The organism is Streptomyces sp. NPDC005898 (assembly GCF_040629635.1).
Classification (GTDB): Bacteria; Actinomycetota; Actinomycetes; order Streptomycetales; family Streptomycetaceae; genus Streptomyces.
The window spans coordinates 1-19,958 of record NZ_JBEXWC010000014.1 but is presented as its reverse complement, the minus strand read 5'-3'; the positions used below and the strand labels follow the sequence as shown (position 1 = coordinate 19,958).

Here is a 19,958-nt window from a genome sequence, read left to right as displayed (position 1 = left end):
GCCCGGCGTTATTTCGTGTGACGCCTTTCCCGCCCCCGCGTACCGTTGTGTACGCGGGGGCGGCTCCGCGGTGTGCTTCCTTCTTTCTTCTTATGCGAAAAGATCTGTAGCGCATCCACTCCCCGCCCCCGCTTCTCCACGCGCCACGGGGGTGGGATCCGATGACGTCCGACGACCTCGCCGGGCTGCTGCTGCGTCGCCGGCAGAGCGTGTACGTGCCTTCCGGGCCCGGGCGGTCCGCCGAGACCGACGCCGGTGTCGTCGTCCTCGAAGCCGAACTCGCCGACCGCGGGCACCTGTTGACCACCGGCCTGCGCCGCGCGCTGGCCGGCCTGTCCGCCGCGGACCTCGCCGCGACCGGCCGGGGGTTGCTCGCCGACGTCGACGCCCTCATGGGCTCCGACCGCCGGCACGCCCCGCTGTTCCAGCGCTTCCCCGACGAGATCCCCTACCGGCTCGCCCACGACCGCTACGCCTCGGCCGTCCTCGCGCGCCTGGCCGCCCAGCCGCACCAGCCCTGCATGAACTGCGCGAACACCAAGGGCCGCGTCCGCGCTCTGGGGCCCTGCGCCCATCTCCTGTGCGACGACTGCCTGGGCAAGGAGAAGGACTGGGGCTGCTGCGACGAGTGCTGCGTCTGGTACGCCTGCCCGGTCTGCGAGAACCGCTACGAGACGGACGGGCCCACCCGCCCGTGGCTCGACACCGGCGCCGGACCCGGCGGTGACGGCGGCCCGGTCCTGCGCGTCCTGCGCCGCGCCGCGCCCGGCGACACCGCCGCCGAACTCTCCGCGCTGCTCGCCCGCCGCACCCCCCTGAACCCCCAGGACCACGACGACCTGGTCCTGCTCCTCGGGCACACGGACCCGCTCGCCGCCGCCGACTGGCTCCCCGAGGCCGTGCCGCTGCGCGAGAGCAAGGCCCTCGCCCTCGCCCCGCTCCTCGACGTCCCCGAGGCGCGGCCCCTCGTCGGACGGTACGCGGACACCGCCACGGACATCCTGCGCATCCTCGTCGTACGGTCCGGCGGCGACCCCGACCTGCTCGAAATACCGCGCCTGCGCGGCCTTCCGCGCCCCGTGCGCCGCGAACTGCTCGGCCTGCTCGACCGCCTCGACCTCGGGCGCCTCACCGAGGACATGGCCCGCCACCCGCACGCCTGGAAGCGGGCCGGCGAGATCCTGCACCCCTTCGAGGGCGCCCACCGGCACGCCCGCGCGGCGCTCGCCTTCGCCGTGCTGCGCGGGACGCGCCTCGGCGCCGGCGCGCTCGGCGAGGTGCTGCTGACCGAGGCGGCCCGGCACGACGACGTCCGGCTCGTGGGCGACCGGCTGCGCGTGCTCACCTGGCAGAGCCGCGTCGAAGAGGCCCTGGACCGCTGGGACGTCACCTCCGCCGCCGCCCTGCTGCGCGAGCGCCCGGGCGAACTCCTGCGCCGCCTCGACCTGCTGCTGGCCCGCTCCGGCGCGACCACCCTGCCCGAGCCGCTCGCCGAGGCCCTCGCCCACGCCCTGCCCCGCACCGCGCCGGGCCCGCTGCTCGGCGCGTACGGCCGCATGAAGGTCCGTACCGCCCCGGGGCACCGCCGCGTCTTCTTCCCGCGCGGGCGGGTCACCAAGGCCTACGCCGTCGAGGACCACCGGCCGCCGCTTCCCCCGCTGGTCGCGGGCCGGGCCGGGGAGCTGATCGCGGCCGAGGCCGTCCGGCGCCTCGCCGCGCGGCAGGGGCAGCGCTACGACCTGGCCGTCCTGGACGCCTCCCTCGCCGACCTGCCCGTGCCGTTCGCCGAGCGCGCCTCGGCCGCCTCGCTGGTCGCGGTGCCGCGCGGCAGCTCGCTGCCCCTGCCCGCCGACGGCGAGACCGTCCGGCTCTTCCTGCACTGGCTCCAGCCCAAGGGCACCCGCGTCGACCTCGACCTGTCCGTCGCGCTCTACGACGACCTGTGGCGCTTCGTCGGCCTGTGCGACTACACCCACCTGGAGTACGCGGGCGGCGCCGCCCGGCACTCCGGGGACCTGACGTCGGCGCCCGCCCCGCACGGCGCCACCGAGTACCTGGACCTCGACCTGCCGCGGCTCGCGCACGTCGGGGTGCGGTTCGTCGTGCCCGCCGTCCTCTCGTACAACGACGTGCCCTTCGACGAACTCCCCGACGCCTTCGCGGGGTTCATGGCGGTGCGGGGCAAGGAGCGGGCCGCCTACGACCCCCGGACCGTGCGGCAGCGCTTCGACCTCGCCGGCGACGCGAAGCTGCGCGTCCCGATGATCGTCGACCTGCGCGCGCGGCGCGCGTGGTGGGCGGACGTCACCCTGGCCACCACGGGGACCGGCCACGACGTGTGGCGCTACCGCGAACCGATCCGGCGCCTGGGCAACGACCTGCTCGACACCTTCCGGCCGTGCGGCCGGGCCACCCTGTGGGACCTGGCGTGCTGGACGGCCGCCGCCCGCACCGACGGCGAGGTGTACGTACGCGGCCGCGGCCACGTCCTGTGGGGCTACCGCCGCGCGGCGGACGAACCACGCGCCGACTTCGCGCTGCGCGTGCGCGACGGCTGGGAACCGGACGCGCTGCGCGCCGAACCGGAGTTGACCGGCCGCCGCGTCCTTCTCGCCCTGCTGCACGGCGAGTTGGCGGGCGCGCGCGAGGCGGCGGCCGGCACGGTGTACCGCCTCTACCCGGGCCCGGTCGACGCCGCCCCGCTGGAGCGGGTCACCGCCGGGGACCTCGCGGCCCGGCTGGAGCCCGCCGGGTGAGCCGCGCGAGGACGCGGCGGTCGACAGGGTGTCGGGTCAGCCGCGCCCCGCTCGACGCAGCGTCCATTGCCCGGCGGACACGGGCGGGCGCATGCTGCCGGAGTGCGAGCGAACCCCATGGCCCCCGTGTCCCGCCGGTCCCTGCTGCGCGCCCTCGGCGGGGGCGCGGCCCTCGGCACGCTCGCGGGCTGCGGAGTGCCCGCCGCGTACATCGCGCCGGAGGAGCGCTCCGCCCGTGACCGCTCGGCCGAGGACCGGCGGCTGGCCTTCGCCAACTGGCCGCTCTACATCGACACGGACGACGAGGACACGACGCGGCGCCCCTCGCTCGCCGCCTTCGAGCGGCGGACCGGGATCGACGTCCGCTACACGGAGGAGATCAACGACAACGACGAGTTCTTCGGCAAGATCAGCCCGTCCCTGATGAACCACCAGGAGACCGGGCGCGACCTCATCGTCATCAGCGACTGGATGTGCGCCCGCTTCGTTCGGCTCGGCTGGGTGCAGGAGATGGACCGCTCCCGCCAGCCCAACGTCACCAAGTACCTCGACCCGCTGCTGCGTTCGCCGCACTTCGACCCGGGGCGCAGGTCCACCGTCCCCTGGCAGTCGGGCATCACCGGCATCGCCTACAACAAGCGGAAGCTCGGCCGGGAGGTCAAGCACGTCTCCGATCTGTGGGCCGACGACCTCAAGGGCCGGGTGACGCTGCTCTCCGGCCTGGACGAGGCGTTCGCGCTGCTGCTCCAGGGCGACGGCGTCGACGTCACCCGGTGGACGGCCGACGACTTCCACCGGATGTGCGACAAGGTCGAGAAGCTGGTGCGCAGCCACCACATCCGCCGCTTCACCGGCAACGACTACATCAAGGACCTCTCCAGCGGCGACGTGCTCGCCTGCCAGGCCTACAGCGGTGACGTCATCCAGCTCCAGGCGGACGACCCGGACATCGAGTTCGTCGTCCCCGAGGAGGGCGCCGAGCTGTGGGCCGAGTCCCTGATGATCCCCAACCTCGCGCGCCACAAGCGGAACGCCGAGCGGCTGATCGACCACTACTACGACCCCGAGGTGGCCGCGGACCTGGCCGCCTGGGTCAATTACGTCTGCCCCGTCCCGGCGGCCCGCGACGTCCTCGCCTCCGCCAAGGACAAGGAGCGGGCGGCCCTCGCGGAGGACCCGCTGATCTTCCCGGACGACGCCATGCGGGCGCGGCTCGCCATCGCGCGGGACATCACGCCGCAGGAGCGCACGGAGTTCGCCAAGCGGTGGAACGCGCTGGCGGGCCTGTAGGGCGCTTCCCGCCCCGGCCCCCACGTGCTCCCGCATGGTTTTGGCCGAGTTGCCCGGAGCCCCGAGCGGCTCTCGAACCGGCGTACGGTCCGCTCACCGGGAGACCAGGCATTCCGATCAAGAAGCGCGGGCGCCGGCCGGTTGGCGTGAATGCGGTGGCGGCCATAACCGGCTTGGTGCGCGGGTTGACAGGCATATTCAGCCGATCCTAGAGTCCAAAGTCTGTGCATGCTAAACGAAATCGTTTTTTCTATTGCGGGCCGGTCGGACACGGCCATGCCTGAAATAGGCTGTCCATAAACAGCGCAGTTTCGTGGCGACAGGGGTCGGCAGATGAAGAGAGTGCTCCTCACGACCGCTCCGAAAGAGGCTTTGATCGAGCCCGACGGTGTCGGTGGGAACTGGTACGACCGGACCGACACCTATATGGCCTGGACATGTGCGGTGGATCTGGAGGACCGGCTCTCCGTCACCTGTCCGCCGACCGGGCTCCGCTTCATCAAGCACAATGTGCCGGACGTCGAAATCCTCGAGTACCCGACCTGGGACGAATATCTCGCCGCCTTACGGTCCGAGAAATGGGACATGGTCGGCGTCAGCTTCTACACCTGGTCCACCCCGGTCGCCATCGAGATGGCCAAGGCGGCACGTGAGGCCGGTGTCCCCGAGATATGGGCCGGGAACTACGGCGTCCTTTCCCCGGGCATCGACGCCTACTTCACCAAAAAGGTGAAGGGCGCGGGCGAGGCGCCCATCCACGAATACGTCTACGGCACGCCACTGCCCCGCGTGCGGCACCCGGCCATGATCGGCGAGAGCGGATTCCGCGGGCTCAAGTCCCCGGTCGGCTACCTGTATTCGAAGCGCGGCTGCAACATCGGGTGCACGTTCTGCTCGACGCCGATCTTCAATCCCAAAGAAGAAGCCATCTTCATGGAGGACACCTACGCGGCGCTCGACGCCTACCGGGACGCCGACGTCGCCCACGTCATCATCTACGACGAGAGCTTCTTCCTCACCAACACCCTGGCCGAGCAGGTGGTCGACGCCCTCGCGGAGCGCGAACTCCCCTGGATCTGCCTCACCCGCGCCGACCTGATCCGCGGCCGCATCCCCGAGCTGACCGACCGCTACATGGACGGGGCGATCGTCGGCATCGAGTCGTACCGGGACAAGAACGTCGCCGACGTCAAGAAGCGCGACGACGTCTACAACGTCCGCCAGACGGTCCGCGAACTGATCGACAACGGCCGCCGCGCCCTCGGCACCTTCATGGTGGGCTTCGCGGAGGACACCATCGAGGACATGCGGTTCGACATCGAACAGCTCAGCGAGGAAGGGCTGTTCGCCTGCCAGCTCACCTTGCTGACCCCGTTCCACGGCACCCGCCTCTACCGGCAGATGGAACACCTGGTCGACGAGCCCGACCTCAGCAAGCACGACCTGTACAACCTGGTGTGGAAGCACCCGAACATGAACCGCAGCGAGGCCCGCGACCTGCTCGCCTGGGCGCAGCGCAAGGTCAATGACCCCGACCGCATCGCCGCCACGCTCAAGCAGGAGATGAAGGCGAAGGTGCGCCGGGAGTTCGCGCGCCGTCATCGCCCGACGCCGCTGAGCCCCTCGGGATCGCCGGCATGAGAAGCCTCAACATCCTCTGCGTCCAACTGAGTTTCCACGAGGCGTATCCCGACGCGTCCACCTTGGCGACGACGTACAACGACGGCATCTACTACGTCGCCTCGTTCGTCCAGCAGGAATTCCCGGACGCACGGGTCGAGATGTGCCAGATGTTCTGGGGGCAGAAACCGCAGGACTTCCCCCTGGCCGAGTACGACTACATCCTCGTCTCGGCACTCGCCACCCACTTCTGGTCGAACATCGAGACGGTCGAGCTGATCCAGCGCGCCAAACGCCCCGGCTGCGTGGTCATCATGGGCGGCCCGCACGCCGCATTCGCCCCCTACGAGGCACTGCGCTACGCCGATTACGCGGTGATCGCCGAGGGCGAGATCCCCGCCGTCCAGCTCATCAACGCGCTGGAGAACGGCGACCCCCTCACCGAGGTCGACAACCTGGCCTACATCGGGGCCGACGGCGACCTCGTGGTGAACAAAATCGCCCGCTACGGCAACATCGCCACCGCCATCAACCCGAAATTCCTGGCCGGCGCGCCGAAACTGCACTGGGCGACCGTCTCGATGTCCCGCGGCTGCCCCTTCGCCTGCTCCTTCTGCTACGCCATCCGCCTGCTGGGACGCCGCTTCCGCACCAAGACGGCACAGGACGTCCGCACCGAACTGGACGCCATCTACCGGCAGACCGGGTGCAACCGCTTCTACGTCACCGACCTCAACTTCACGACCCGCAAGGACTACTGCCGGGAGATCGCCGAGACCTTCCGGGACCGCGACTACAAGTTCATCGCCATGAGCCGGGTCAACCACGCCGACGACATGGATCTCGTGCTCGACCTCAAACGGTCGGGGTTCGACGAGTACTGCCTGGGCGTGGAGTCGGAGGACCCCAGCGTGCTCCAGGCGTTCAACAAGCGCGTCGACCCCTCCGAGCAGACCCGGCGCCTGCTGCGCTTCGCCGAGAACGACATCGCCATCCACTCCGCGATCATCTTCGGGCTCGACGTCCAGGACCGGCCGGCCATCGAGGCCACCGCCCGCTGGTGCGCCGAGGCCCGCATCATGCACCCGGTGTTCGTCTGCCTCGCCGAGTACCCCTTCCAGAACCTGCTGTACGGGGCGCGCCAAGACGTCGAGGACCACCGGATCATCATGGAGGTGCCGACCTACCAGCACTACTCCTTCGTCGGGATCTTCCCGCGCGAGATGCGCCCCAGCGAACTGCAGCGCGGCATTCTCGACAGCTACGACATCTTCTTCAAGCGGGCGTTCGAGATCGAGACGCGGCCCCAGCGGCGGGCCCGCCTGAAGGCCTACTCCCGCAGCGTGGACCGCGGCCGGGAGGGGATGCGCCGGCACATCCACTTCCTCGAACAGCTGGAGAAGCCGTACTACACGGCGGCCGGAACCCTGCGGGAGGACCTGCTGAAGGCCGACTTCGACGCACGGCACGGGGAGCTGCGCGAGTGGCTGGCGCGCTCGTCCAAGACCACCGACGTCGAATTCGTGAAGAGATACGCCCGATGACGGCGCAGCACCCGGCGCGGACCGTCATCGGCGCCCTCCTCGACCACGCCGACCGCACCCCCGACCGGCCGGCGTTCCACGTGATCGAGCGGTCCGAGGAGGAGTTCGCCCTCACCTACGCCGACGTCCGCCGCCTCGTCGCCGGGACCGTGGCCGGGCTGCGGGCGCACGGCATCGGGGAGGGGGACCGCGTCCTCCTCGTCCTGCCCACCTCACGCGACTTCCTCGCGGTCTACCTGGGCTGCCTCTACGCCGGTGTCGTGCCGGTGATCGCGGCGGAACCGGCCGGGAGCGGCCCGCACCACGCGGCCCCTCTGCGCGGCCTCGCCGACCAGGCGCGGGCCACCGCGGTCGTCGCGGCCCCCGAACTCGCCGACATGCTGGGCGCCTTCCTGCCGGTCGCGGTCACCACCCCCGAGGCGCTGCGCGGGGAACCCGTCGCCCTCGGCACGCCCCGGGCGACCCCCGCGTCCCTGGCCCATCTCCAGGCGACCTCCGGCTCGACCGGCGCGCCCAAGCTGGCCATGGTCCGGCACGGCAACATCACCGCCAACGTCCGGGCGATCGCCGAGGCGATCCACGCGCGCCCCGACGACTCACTGGTGAGCTGGCTCCCCCTCTTCCACGACATGGGCCTCATCGGCATCTCGTACGCGCTGCACGCGCACATCCCGATGGTGCTCGCGGATCCGGTCACCTTCCTGCGCAACCCGATGTCCTGGCTGCGCTGGATCAGCCGGCACCGGGGGACCCTCTCGCCCGCGCCCAGCTCCGCGTTCCACATCTGCGCGCGGGTGGCCAAGCGGCGGCCTCCCGCCGATCTCGACCTGTCCTCCTGGCGTGTCGCGCTGTGCGGCGCGGAACCGGTGCACGAGGCCACCCTGCGCGAATTCCAGGCGGCCTTCGGCCCGTTCGGGCTGCCCGAGACGACGCTGCGACCGGTGTACGGGCTCGCGGAGGCGACCCTGGCGGCCACCATCTCGGACGTCGACCGGCCCTACGCGGTCGACCGGGTGGACGCGGAGGCCGTCTCGGCCCGGGGGCGCGCCGAGCCGCGCCCGGCCGGTGATCCGCGCAGCATGAGCATGATGTGCGTGGGCCCCGCCGTCCCGGGCCATCGGCTGAGGGTGGTGGACGGCGACGGAAGGCCGCTGCCCGACCGCGTGATCGGCGAGATCGAGGTGTCCGGGCCCAGCCTGATCGACGGCTATCTCCCGGCACGGGAGGACGCCGCGCGCCCCGAGGCGCCGGACCAGGGCGCCGCCTCGCGGACCGGCCCGGCCGACGAGCGGCTCAAGCGGCCGGACGGCTACCTGCGTACCGGCGACCTCGGCTACCAGGTCGACGGCGAGCTGTACGTCACCGGCCGCCGCAAGGAGATCGTGATCATCTCCGGCCGCAACCACATCCCCGACCAGATCGAGAGGTTCGTCGAGGCCGTCGCCAAGAGCCCGCGCACCCCCGCGGTCGTCGCCGTCGGCGTCCCCGACCCGATGCTCCGCACCGAACAGCTGCATCTCCTGCTCGACGAACGCATCGGTGAGGGCCGCGACCGGCGGCACGTCACCGACGAGGTGCGCGCCGCGCTGGCCGAGGCGTTCGGGATCAGCGGCGTCACCTTCCACTGGATCCGGCGGGCGCAGCTGCCCCGGACCACCAGCGGCAAGATCCAGCGCCATCTCTGCCGAAAGATCATCGAGGAACGCCCGCCGTTCCGACGTACCGACGAATCGAAGCGTGTGACCTCCGGAGGGGCACCAGATGCAGGATGACCAGCGGGACCAGGAGCTTTTCGACAAGATCGTGCAGCACATCGGCGAGTTCGTCGAGACCGACGTGTCCCATCTGACCCCGCAGTCGAACATCGGCAACTCCATCGAGGGCATGAGCTCGCTCAAGATGGTCGAGCTGCTCCTGTTCCTGGAGGACTGCTTCGGCGTCGACTTCGACGAGTCCGTCATGGACGATCTGCAGACCATGCGGGATCTGGAGCAGTACATACGGCGGACCCTGGACGCCGCGGAGCAGCGGGCCTGACGGAGCCGGACGTGCCGCGACACCGCGTGGTGGTCACCGGGGCGGGGGTGCTGTGCCCGCTCGGCTCGACGGTCGACGAGCTGTGGCGGGGCCTCGTCGCCGGGCGTTCGGGGATCGCTCCCCTGACCCGCTTCGACGCCGGCCGGTTCAGCGCCCGGCACGCCGGCGAGGTGGACGACTCCGTCGTCACGTTCGCACCCGGCCCGCTCCGGTTCGAGACCGGGCGCATGAGCGCCTTCGCGCGGTACGCGCTCTTCGCCGCCGACCGGGCGCTCGAGGACAGCGGGCTGCACGGGGTCACGGAGCCCGAGGCGGACGGGGGAGCGGCCCGTCGGGGGTATCCGCCGGGGGGCGGCGTGTACCTCGGCGTGGCCATGGGCGGGCTGCCCAGCATCGAGGCGGGCGTCCTGCGCCAGGAGCGGCAGGGGGTGCGCAGGACCAGCCCGTTCCTGATCCCCTCCCTCATCCCCAACATGGCGGCGAGCGTGATCGCCCTGCGCCACGGCATCGAGGAGGAGCAGGTCACGGTCGCCGGCGCCTGCGCGAGCGGCAGCCAGGCCATCGGGCAGGCGATGCGCGCCATCAGGTCCGGCAGGCGCGCCTGGGCGGTCGCCGGCGGGGCGGAGGCGGTCATCACCCCGATCACCTACTCCGGCTTCCAGGCGATGCGGGTGCTCAGCCGGCACGACGACCCGCAGTCCACGCCCCGCCCCTTCGACCGCTCGCGGGACGGCATCGTGGTCGGTGAAGGGGCCGCCGTCTTCGTGCTGGAGGAACGCGCGCACGCGAAGGCGCGCGGCGCGGTGATCCACGGCGAACTGACCGGCTTCGACGCCAACAGCGGGGGCGACGACCTCACCGGCATCTCGGCCCGCCACGTCACCCGCTGCATGAGCGGCGCCCTCGCCGACGCGGGCGTACAACCTGCCGCGATCGACTGCGTGTTCGCCCAGGCGTCTGGCATGGTGCAGGGCGACGCCGCCGAACTGGAGGCGTTGCGCGCGCTCACCGAGGACACCGGTCACCGGCCGGTCATCACGTCGATCAAGGGGCACCTGGGATACACGTTCGCCGCGAACGGGCCGCTGAACCTCGCCGGGGCCCTCATGGCGCTGCGCCACCAGGCCGTCCCGCCCACGCTGCACCTGAAGGAGACCGACCCGGAGTTCGTCAAGGCCGACATCGCCCGCGAAGTCCGCGAGAGGGAGATCCGCCGCTGTCTGATCAACGCGTTCGGCTTCGGCGGGATCAACGCGGGCCTCGTCGTGTCCCGTCCCTGACCACGTCGCCGCCCCACCCCCCAGCAGAGGAGAAACGTGTCCACGCACTTCGAGAAGCTCACGCGCTGCTGCATGAACTGCAAGATCTCGCGCTTCCTGGACAAGACCATCGAGATCGAGGAGGCGGGGCGGGCCCGGGTGGCCATCCCGTTCCACGGCGACCTCACCCAGAACGCGGACTTCCTGCACGCGGCCATGATGTTCGAGGTCGGCGACACGGCCGGATTCGTCGCGGCCAACTCGATGGAGGAGACCTTCAGCGTCCTGACGGTCGACTACCACATCAACCTGATCCGGCCGGTGCGCAAAGAGGGCATCTACGCCGTCGGCCACGTCGTCACCGCCGGCCGGACGCTCTACGTCGCGCGCAGCGACATCTACAGCGACAGCGGCAAACTGGTGGCGGCCGGACAGGGCACGTACACGGTCTCGAAGATCCCGCTCACCGACCTCGACGGCTACGCGGACTGACCGCGCGGAGGACCGACCAGTGATCGACGTGTCCGACCACGACGGCATCGCGCTCCTGACCCTGGACCACGGGCCGGTCAACGCCCTGGACGAGGAGCTGCTCACCCGCCTCCCCGAGGCCCTGGAGGACGTGGCCGACGCCCGCGCGGTGGTGCTCACCGGACGCGGGCGGTCCTTCTCGGCGGGGGTGGACCTCAAGCGGGTGATCGACGGCGGGGCGGAGTACGCCGAGGCCTTCCTGCCCGCCCTGCACCGCGCGACCCTCGCCCTGTTCGACCACCCGAGGCCGGTGGTCGCGGCGGTCAACGGGCACGCCCTGGCCGGCGGCTGCGTGCTGGCCGCCGCCTGCGACCTGCGGCTGATGTCCGACGGCTCCATCGGGCTCACCGAACTCGCCGCCGGGGTGCCCTTCCCGACGGTGTGCCTGGAGGTCGTACGCCACGCCGTGGGCCCGGCGCTCGACGCGATGGTGCTGGGGGCCGGCCGCCTGACGCCCCGGCAGGCCCTCGCCGTCAACCTGGTGCACACGCTCGTCGAGCCGGACGAGCTGCTCGCCGCCGCGCTGCTGCGGGCGCGGGAGCTGAGCCGCGCGCCGTCGGACGTCTACGCCCTCGCCAAGCGCCAGCTCCACCGGCCCACCCACGGGCGCATCGCCGCCGCCGGGCCGTCGGACGACGCCGAGGTGCTGAGGCTGTGGAGCGCCGAGCGCACCGGCCGCACCCTGCGCGGGTACCTGGCGGCCCTGCGCCGAGGCTGACCCCGGGGCCCCGCCCGGGCGTGGGCGGGGCCTCAGGCCTGCTCCGCCCGGAACCCCGCCGGCGTGACCCCGGTCCGCTGCTGGAAGAACTTCGAGAAGTTCGCCGAGTCCGCGAAGCCGACGGCCGCCCCGATGCGCCCCGCCGGCAGGTCGGTGTGGGCCAGGAGCCGCTTCGCCTCCAGGATCACGCGGCGGTCGATGAAGTCCTTCGGGGTCAGGCCGGTGGCCGCGCGCACGGCGCGGACCAGGGTGCGGCGGGAGTAGCCGAGCTGGTCGGCGTAGGCGCTGACGCTGTGGTTGGTGGTGAAGCCCTGCTCGACCGCGCCGCGGAACCGGGAGAACGCCGAGTCCGGCAGCAACCTGCCCTCGTCGGCCGCGGCCTGCGCCGACACGTGCGCCACCCGCAGCATGAAGGCCGTCAGGCAGTGCCGCAGCACCGAGGTGTGCAGGCTCGGCGGCAGCGTCGAGGTGTCCAGGTACTCGCGCTGGAGCTGCTCCAACGAGGCTTCCAGGGCCGCCAGTTGGCCCTGGTCGGGACGCAGGAGCGGCGGCCGGTCGTAGCGGTACAGGCCCGTCGCCTCCACGATCGAGCGCGGCAGGAAACCGGGCTGCATCGTGAGCGCGGTGCCGACGTAGGCGTCGGTCGCCGAGAAGCTGTGCACCTGGCCGGGCCGGATCCACAGCACGTCACCGGCCCCGACCTCGTACTCCGTGAAGTCGACCATGTGGCGGACCGGGCCCGCGCGGAAGAACAGGAGGACGTGGAAGTCGATGCGGTGCACGCGCCGGGAGAGGCCGACGCCGCCCGCCCAGGGGCCGTCCGTGCCCATCGGGCCGACCTGCATCCCCACCCCGGAGACGCTCGCGCTCGCGTCGAAGGGGTAGGTACGGATGTGCTCCGCGTCGCCCATGTGCGCGCTCGGATGCGCGTCGGCCCGCTCGGTCATGCGTGTTCCCGGGGTCTGTTCCGTCTCTGGTGGGTCCGGGCGGCTTCCGCCCGCCCCGGCTGTCCCATTTTCACCGGACGGTGACACGGGCGCACCTTCCTCGGCAAAAGTATGACCTTTAAGTTCGAAGGTGGCTGGACCAGGGCCTTTGGCCCCGGACCGCCGGTGCCCCCCGGCACCGAGGAAGCACCACGGATGCGAAGGAAGTCATACAGATGAGCACGCAGACACCGGACGGCCTGGACCCCTTCGAGCGCCCCTTCGAGTGGACCGGACTCGACCGGCGTGCCGTCGACACCGCCCGCCTCCTGGCGGCCGACGCCGTGCAGAAGGTCGGCAACGGCCACCCCGGCACCGCCATGAGCCTCGCCCCGGCCGCGTACACCCTCTTCCAGAAGGCCATGCGGCACGACCCGGCCGACCCGGAGTGGACCGGCCGCGACCGCTTCGTCCTCTCCCCGGGTCACACCAGCCTCACCCTGTACACCCAGCTGTTCCTCGCCGGCTACGAGCTGGACCTCGACGACCTGAAGGCGTTCCGCACGCAGGGTTCCAAGACCCCGGGCCACCCCGAGTACGGCCACACCGCCGGTGTCGAGACGACGACGGGCCCGCTCGGCCAGGGCGTCGCCAACGCGGTGGGCATGGCCATGGCCGCCCGCTACGAGCGCGGCCTGTTCGACCCCCACGCCCCCCGGGGCGCCAGCCCCTTCGACCACACCATCTGGGCGATCGTCTCCGACGGCGACCTGCAGGAAGGCGTCTCCGCCGAGGCGTCCTCCCTGGCCGGGCACCAGAAGCTCGGCAACCTCGTCTTCCTCTACGACGACAACCACATCTCCATCGAGGGCGACACGGACACGGCGTTCTCCGAGGACGTCGCCAAGCGCTACGAGGCCTACGGCTGGCACGTGCAGCGCGTCACCCCGCAGCCCGACGGCGACATCGACGCCAAGGCCCTGTACGAGGCGCTCGCCGCCGCCAAGGCCGAGACGGAGCGCCCGTCCCTCGTCGTGATGCGCACGGTCATCGCCTGGCCCGCGCCGAACGCGCAGAACACCGCGGGCGCGCACGGCTCGGCGCTCGGCGACGAGGAAGTGGCCGCCACCAAGCGCGTCCTCGGCTTCGACCCCGAGCAGTCGTTCACCGTCGAGGACGACGTCCTGGCCCACACCCGCAAGGCCCTCGACCGCGGCGCCGAGGCGCACGCCGCCTGGGACAAGCGGCTCGCCGAGTGGCGCGCCGCCGACCCCGAGCGCTCGCGCCTGCTCGACCGCGTCGTCGCCGGCCGCCTCCCCGAGGGCTGGGAGCAGGCGCTGCCCGCCTTCGAGGCCGGCACGAAGCTCGCCACGCGCGCCGCGTCCGGCAAGGTCCTCCAGGCCCTCGGCCCGGTCGTCCCCGAGCTGTGGGGCGGCTCCGCCGACCTCGCGGGCTCCAACAACACCACGATCGACAAGTCGTCGTCGTTCCTGCCCGAGGGCAACCCGCTGCCGGAGGCCGACCCGTACGGCCGCACGATCCACTTCGGCATCCGCGAGTTCTCGATGGCCGCCGAGATGAACGGCATCGCGCTGCACGGCAACACCCGGATCTACGGCGGCACCTTCCTCGTCTTCTCCGACTACATGCGCAACGCCGTGCGCATGTCGGCCCTCATGCAGCTGCCCGTCACCTACGTGTGGACGCACGACTCCATCGGCCTCGGCGAGGACGGCCCGACCCACCAGCCGGTCGAGCACCTGGCCTCGCTGCGCGCCATCCCGGGCCTGAACGTCGTACGCCCCGCCGACGCCAATGAGACCGCCGTCGCCTGGCGCGAGATCCTGCGCCGCGGCTCGGCCAAGCCGGCCCCGCACGGCCTGGCGCTGACCCGGCAGGGCGTGCCCACGTACGAGGCCAACGAGCTGGCCGCCAAGGGCGGCTACGTTTTGGCCGAGGCATCCACGGGCACCCCGGACGTCGTGTTGATCGCCACCGGATCCGAGGTGCACCTCGCCGTCGAGGCCCGGGAGCGGCTGGAGGCCGAGGGCGTCGCCACGCGTGTCGTGTCGATGCCGTCCGTCGAGTGGTTCGAGGAGCAGCCGCGGGAGTACCGCGACAGCGTCCTGCCGCCCGCCGTCAAGGCCCGCGTCGCCGTCGAGGCCGGCATCGGCCTGACCTGGTACCGCTACGTCGGGGACGCCGGACGCATCGTCTCCCTGGAGCACTTCGGCGCCTCCGCGGACGCCGACGTCCTCTTCGCCGAGTTCGGCTTCACCGCCGAGAACGTCGCCGCGAAGGCACATGAGTCCCTCGCCGCCGCCCGCGCCTGACCTCCCGTAACACCCGAAAGAAGATGACACAGATGACCAGCGCCGCACCCGCTGCCCCCGCCCCCGCCGCCGCGCGCCTGAAGGCCCTGTCCGACGAAGGCGTCTCCATCTGGCTGGACGACCTCTCCCGCACCCGCATCGAGTCCGGCAACCTCGCCGAACTGATCGAGAAGAGCCACGTCGTGGGCGTCACCACGAACCCCTCGATCTTCCAGGCCGCCATCGGCTCCGGCGCGGGCTACGAGGAGCAGCTCGCCGACCTGGCCGTGCGCCGGGTCACCGTCGAGGAGGCCGTCCGCATGATGACCACCGCCGACGTCCGCGCCGCAGCCGACGTGCTGCGCCCCGTGTACGACACGACCGGCGGCCGCGACGGCCGCGTGTCCATCGAGGTCGACCCGCGCCTGGCCCACGACACCGCCGCCACCATCGCCGAGGCCAAGCAGCTCGCCTGGCTCGTCGATCGCCCGAACGTCATGATCAAGATCCCGGCGACCGAGGCCGGTCTGCCCGCCATCACCGAGGTCATCGGCCTCGGCATCTCGGTCAACGTCACGCTGATCTTCTCCCTGGAGCGCTACAAGGCCGTCATGGACGCCTACCTCGCGGGCCTGGAGAAGGCGCACGAGCGCGGCATCGACCTGGCCGGCATCCACTCGGTGGCCTCCTTCTTCGTCTCGCGCGTCGACTCCGAGATCGACAAGCGCCTCGAGAAGGTCGGCACGGACGAGGCCGTCTCCCTCAAGGGCAAGGCCGCCCTCGCCAACGCCCGCCTCGCCTACGAGGCCTACGAGCAGGTCTTCGCCTCCGACCGCGCCGCCCGCCTGGAGGCCGCGGGCGCCCACAAGCAGCGCCCGCTGTGGGCCTCGACGGGCGTCAAGGACCCGGCGTACAAGGACACCCTGTACGTCGACGAGCTGGCCGCCCCCGGCACCGTCAACACCATGCCGGAGGCCACCCTCAAGGCCACCGCCGACCACGGCGACATCCACGGCGACGCGGTCACCGGCACCTACGACGCCTCCCGCGCCGAACTGGCCGCCGTCGAGAAGCTCGGCATCTCCTACGACGAGGTCGTCCAGCAGCTGGAGGACGAGGCCGTCGCCAAGTTCGAGGCCGCCTGGACCGACCTGCTCGGCACGGTCGCCACCCGCCTGCGGGACAAGGAGGCCGGCACCAAGTGAGCGCCACCGACTGGCACAACCCCCTCAGGGACCCCCGCGACCGGCGCCTGCCACGCATCGCCGGCCCCTCCGGGCTCGTCATCTTCGGCGTCACCGGCGACCTGTCCCGCAAGAAGCTGATGCCGGCCGTCTACGACCTCGCCAACCGCGGACTGCTCCCGCCGGGCTTCTCGCTCCTCGGGTTCGCCCGCCGCGAGTGGGAGGACCAGGACTTCGCCCAGGTCGTCCACGACTCGGTGCGCGAGCACGCCCGTACGCCCTTCCGCGAGGAGGTCTGGCAGCAGCTCGCCGACGGCATGCGCTTCATCCCGGGCGACTTCGACGACGACACCGCCTTCCGGCAGCTGCGGGAGGCCGTCGACGAGCTGGACGACAAGCGCGGCACGAGCGGCAACTACGCCTTCTACCTCTCCGTACCGCCGAAGTTCTTCCCCAAGGTCGTCCAGCAGCTCAAGAAGCACGGCCTCGCGGACGCCCCCGAGGGCTCCTGGCGCCGCGCCGTCATCGAGAAGCCCTTCGGCCACGACCTCGCGTCGGCCAAGGAGCTGAACGCGATCGTGCACGAGGTGTTCGCCCCGGACCAGGTGTTCCGGATCGACCACTACCTCGGCAAGGAGACCGTCCAGAACATCCTGGCGCTGCGCTTCGCCAACCAGATGTACGAGCCCATCTGGAACCGCAGCTACGTCGACCACGTGCAGATCACGATGGCCGAGGACATCGGCATCGGCGGCCGCGCCGGCTACTACGACGGCATCGGCGCCGCCCGCGACGTCATCCAGAACCACCTCCTCCAGCTGATGGCGCTGACCGCCATGGAGGAGCCGGCCGCGTTCGACGCCGAGTCGCTCGTGATGGAGAAGCTGAAGGTCCTCAAGGCGGTGCGCCTGCCCGACGACCTCGCGGCCTCCACGGTCCGCGCCCAGTACGCCGCGGGCTGGCAGGGCGGCGAGAAGGTCAGGGGCTACCTCCAGGAGGACGGCATCGACCCCGCGTCGAAGACCGACACCTACGCCGCCGTCAAACTGGAGGTCGACAACCGCCGCTGGGCGGGCGTCCCCTTCTACCTGCGCACCGGCAAGCGCCTGGGCCGTCGCGTCACCGAGATCGCGGTCGTCTTCCAGCGCGCCCCGCACTCGCCGTTCGACTCCACGGCCACCGAGGAGCTCGGCCAGAACGCCATCGTCATCCGCGTCCAGCCCGACGAGGGCATGACCGTGCGCTTCGGCTCGAAGGTCCCGGGTACGTCGATGGAGATCCGCGACGTGTCGATGGACTTCGCCTACGGCGAGTCGTTCACCGAGTCCAGCCCGGAGGCGTACGAGCGGCTGATCCTGGACGTGCTGCTGGGCGACGCCAACCTCTTCCCGCGCACGGAGGAGGTGGAGGAGTCCTGGCGCATCCTCGACCCCGTCGAGGAGCACTGGGACCACCATGGCAGGCCCGCCCGGTACGCCTCGGGCAGCTGGGGACCCGAGGAAGCGGACGAGATGCTCGCACGAGACGGACGGAGCTGGCGCAGGCCATGAAGATCGATCTGACCGACACCACGGCAAGCAAGATCAATAAGGCGCTCGTGGAAGGACGCCGGGCCATCGGCACGCCCGCCGTCGGCGTGGTCCTGACGATGGTCATCGTCACCGACGAGGAGAACGCCTACGACTCGGTCAAGGCGGCCGAGGAGGCCTCCCGCGAGCACCCCTCGCGCACCCTCGTCGTCATCCGGCGCACCGCCCGCTCCCCGCGCGACCGCCAGGGCAACCGCCTGGACGCAGAGGTGCGGGTCGGCTCCGAGGCCGGCACCGGCGAGACCGTGTTCCTGCGCCTGTACGGCGAGGTCGGTCAGCACGCCGACTCCGTCGTCCTGCCGCTGCTCCTGCCCGACGCCCCCGTGGTCGTCTGGTGGCCGGTCGACGCGCCGGAGCACCCCGCCAAGGATCCGCTGGGCGCCCTCGCGGCCCGCCGCATCACCGACGCGTACGCCGTCGAGGACCCGCTCGCCGCCCTCGCGGCCCGCGCCGCGTCCTACGCCCCCGGCGACACCGACCTCGCCTGGACCCGCCTCACGCCCTGGCGCTCCATGCTGGCCGCCGCCCTCGACCAGGCCCGCGTCGAGGTGACGTCGGCCGCCGTCGAGTCCGAGGCCGACAACCCGAGCGCCGAACTGCTCGCGCGCTGGCTCGGCGCCCGGCTGGGCGTCGCGGTCGAGCGCGTCACCACCGCCGGGCCCGTCGTCACGGCGGTCCGCCTCGGCACGGCCGACGGGGAGATCCGCATCGACCGCCCCGAGGGCCCCCTCGCCACCCTGTCCCTGCCCGGCCAGCCCGCGCGCACCCTCGCCCTGAAGGTGCGCTCGACGGCCGAGCTGATCGCCGAAGAGCTGCGCCGCCTGGACGCCGACGAGATGTACGCCGTCGCGCTGCACGGAGACGCCCTCGGTACCAAGGAGTCCGTTCACCATGCCTGACACCAAGGACAGCAAGCCCCTCCTGACGCGCCGCCCCCAGTGGACCGCGCTGGAGGACCACCGCGCCAAGTTCAACGGCACCCATCTGCGCGACCTGTTCGCCGCCGACCCGGGGCGCGCCGAGCGCTACACCGTCCAGGTCGGCGACCTGCACATCGACTACAGCAAGCACGTCGTCACCGACGAGACGCTCGCCCTCCTCCAGGAGCTGGCCGCCGCCACCGACGTGTTCGGGCAGCGCGACGCCATGTTCCGCGGCGAGAAGATCAACACCACCGAGGACCGCGCCGTCCTGCACACGGCCCTGCGGGCACCCGCCGACGCCGTGATCGAGGTCGACGGCGAGAACGTCGTGCCGAAGGTGCACGCCGTCCTCGACAAGATGGCCGCCTTCGCGCAGAAGGTCCGGTCGGGCGAGTGGACCGGCCACACCGGCAAGCGCATCAAGAACGTCGTCAACGTCGGCATCGGCGGCTCCGACCTCGGCCCGGCGATGGCCTACGAGGCGCTGCGCCCCTACACCGCGCGCGACCTCACCGTCCGCTTCGTCTCCAACGTCGACGGCGCCGACCTCCACGAGGCCGTCCGCGACCTCGACCCCGCCGAGACGCTGTTCGTCATCGCCTCGAAGACGTTCACCACCATCGAGACGATCACCAACGCCAAGGCCGCCCGCGCCTGGCTGCTGGCCTCCCTCAGCGACGAGGCGGCCGTGGCCAAGCACTTCGTGGCCCTGTCGACGAACGCCGAGAAGGTCTCCGACTTCGGCATCGACACGGCCAACATGTTCGAGTTCTGGGACTGGGTCGGCGGCCGCTACTCCTTCGACTCCGCCATCGGCCTCTCCCTGATGATCGCCATCGGCCCGGACGCCTTCCACGAGATGCTGGACGGCTTCCGCCTCGTGGACGAGCACTTCCGCACGGCACCCGCCGAGGCCAACGCGCCGCTCCTGATGGGCCTGCTGGGCATCTGGTACGGAAACTTCCACGACGCCCAGTCGCACGCGGTGCTGCCGTACTCGCACTACCTGTCGAAGTTCACCGCCTATCTCCAGCAGCTCGACATGGAGTCCAACGGCAAGTCCGTGGACCGCGAGGGCCGCCCGGTGCGGTGGCAGACGGGCCCGGTCGTCTGGGGCACCCCCGGCACCAACGGCCAGCACGCCTACTACCAGCTCATCCACCAGGGCACGAAGCTGATCCCCGCCGACCTCATCGGCTTCGCGAAGCCCGTCGAGGAGCTGGGCGAGCTGGCCGCGCAGCACGACCTGCTGATGGCCAACCTCTTCGC

15 protein-coding genes are annotated in these 19,958 nt (G+C 71.5%); 14 read left to right on the top strand and 1 reads right to left on the bottom strand.

Features of this window, described 5'->3' with window-relative positions:
* The first annotated feature begins 161 nt into the window (after positions 1-161).
* The 9 genes from ABZ385_RS19750 (at position 162) to ABZ385_RS19710 (ending at position 11,755) form a co-directional block, all read left to right on the top strand.
* Positions 162-2,756, top strand: coding sequence for an MXAN_6230/SCO0854 family RING domain-containing protein (locus ABZ385_RS19750; protein ID WP_358912426.1), 2,595 nt, complete (start codon positions 162-164; stop codon positions 2,754-2,756).
* Positions 2,757-2,882: 126 nt separating this feature from the next.
* Positions 2,883-4,046, top strand: coding sequence for an extracellular solute-binding protein (locus ABZ385_RS19745; protein WP_358579234.1), 1,164 nt, complete (start codon positions 2,883-2,885; stop codon positions 4,044-4,046).
* A 333-nt stretch (positions 4,047-4,379) separates the two neighbouring features.
* Entirely contained in the window at positions 4,380-5,687 is a 1,308-nt protein-coding gene (locus ABZ385_RS19740; RefSeq protein WP_358579157.1) for a radical SAM protein, read from the top strand.
* Positions 5,684-7,210, top strand: a complete 1,527-nt coding sequence (locus tag ABZ385_RS19735) for a radical SAM protein (RefSeq protein ID WP_358912425.1) — start codon at positions 5,684-5,686, stop codon at positions 7,208-7,210. The genes ABZ385_RS19740 and ABZ385_RS19735 overlap by 4 nt, the downstream gene beginning before the upstream one ends.
* The gene (locus tag ABZ385_RS19730; protein WP_358912423.1) at positions 7,207-8,982 is read left to right on the top strand and encodes a fatty acyl-AMP ligase; all 1,776 of its coding nucleotides are present in this window, start codon (positions 7,207-7,209) and stop codon (positions 8,980-8,982) included. The genes ABZ385_RS19735 and ABZ385_RS19730 overlap by 4 nt, the downstream gene beginning before the upstream one ends.
* Positions 8,972-9,247 carry a phosphopantetheine-binding protein gene (locus tag ABZ385_RS19725; RefSeq protein ID WP_358579163.1) on the top strand — a complete coding sequence of 92 codons (276 nt, stop codon included), beginning with the start codon at positions 8,972-8,974 and terminating at the stop codon, positions 9,245-9,247. Before ABZ385_RS19730 ends, ABZ385_RS19725 begins: the two co-directional genes overlap by 11 nt.
* Positions 9,248-9,258: 11 nt before the next feature.
* Positions 9,259-10,527 carry a beta-ketoacyl-[acyl-carrier-protein] synthase family protein gene (locus tag ABZ385_RS19720; RefSeq protein ID WP_358579165.1) on the top strand — a complete coding sequence of 423 codons (1,269 nt, stop codon included), beginning with the start codon at positions 9,259-9,261 and terminating at the stop codon, positions 10,525-10,527.
* A 36-nt stretch (positions 10,528-10,563) separates the two neighbouring features.
* A complete protein-coding gene (locus ABZ385_RS19715; protein ID WP_358579167.1) occupies positions 10,564-10,998 on the top strand; it encodes a PaaI family thioesterase in 435 nt (144 codons plus the stop codon).
* Positions 10,999-11,017: 19 nt separating this feature from the next.
* Positions 11,018-11,755 (top strand): enoyl-CoA hydratase/isomerase family protein, encoded by a 738-nt coding sequence (locus ABZ385_RS19710; RefSeq protein WP_358579169.1) that lies wholly within the window; start codon positions 11,018-11,020, stop codon positions 11,753-11,755.
* Between the two features lie 32 nt (positions 11,756-11,787).
* Here the strand turns inward: ABZ385_RS19710 and ABZ385_RS19705 are convergent, their stop codons facing one another.
* Positions 11,788-12,702: an AraC family transcriptional regulator gene (locus ABZ385_RS19705; protein WP_358579172.1), complete on the bottom strand. Its 915-nt coding sequence runs from the start codon at positions 12,700-12,702 to the stop codon at positions 11,788-11,790.
* Between the two features lie 215 nt (positions 12,703-12,917).
* Between ABZ385_RS19705 and tkt the strand changes: the two genes are divergently transcribed.
* From tkt to pgi, 5 genes are all read left to right on the top strand, one after another.
* The gene (gene tkt / locus ABZ385_RS19700; protein WP_358912421.1) at positions 12,918-15,014 is read left to right on the top strand and encodes a transketolase; all 2,097 of its coding nucleotides are present in this window, start codon (positions 12,918-12,920) and stop codon (positions 15,012-15,014) included.
* A 23-nt stretch (positions 15,015-15,037) separates the two neighbouring features.
* Complete coding sequence (gene tal / locus ABZ385_RS19695; protein ID WP_358912419.1) at positions 15,038-16,198, top strand: transaldolase; 1,161 nt, start codon at positions 15,038-15,040, stop codon at positions 16,196-16,198.
* A complete protein-coding gene (gene zwf / locus ABZ385_RS19690) occupies positions 16,195-17,727 on the top strand; it encodes a glucose-6-phosphate dehydrogenase (RefSeq protein WP_358579180.1) in 1,533 nt (510 codons plus the stop codon). The genes tal and zwf overlap by 4 nt, the downstream gene beginning before the upstream one ends.
* The gene (gene opcA / locus ABZ385_RS19685; protein ID WP_358579183.1) at positions 17,724-18,665 is read left to right on the top strand and encodes a glucose-6-phosphate dehydrogenase assembly protein OpcA; all 942 of its coding nucleotides are present in this window, start codon (positions 17,724-17,726) and stop codon (positions 18,663-18,665) included. The genes zwf and opcA overlap by 4 nt, the downstream gene beginning before the upstream one ends.
* On the top strand, positions 18,658-19,958 hold a 1,301-nt coding region (pgi, locus tag ABZ385_RS19680; RefSeq protein ID WP_358912417.1), incomplete at its 3' end, for a glucose-6-phosphate isomerase. The genes opcA and pgi, both read left to right, overlap by 8 nt.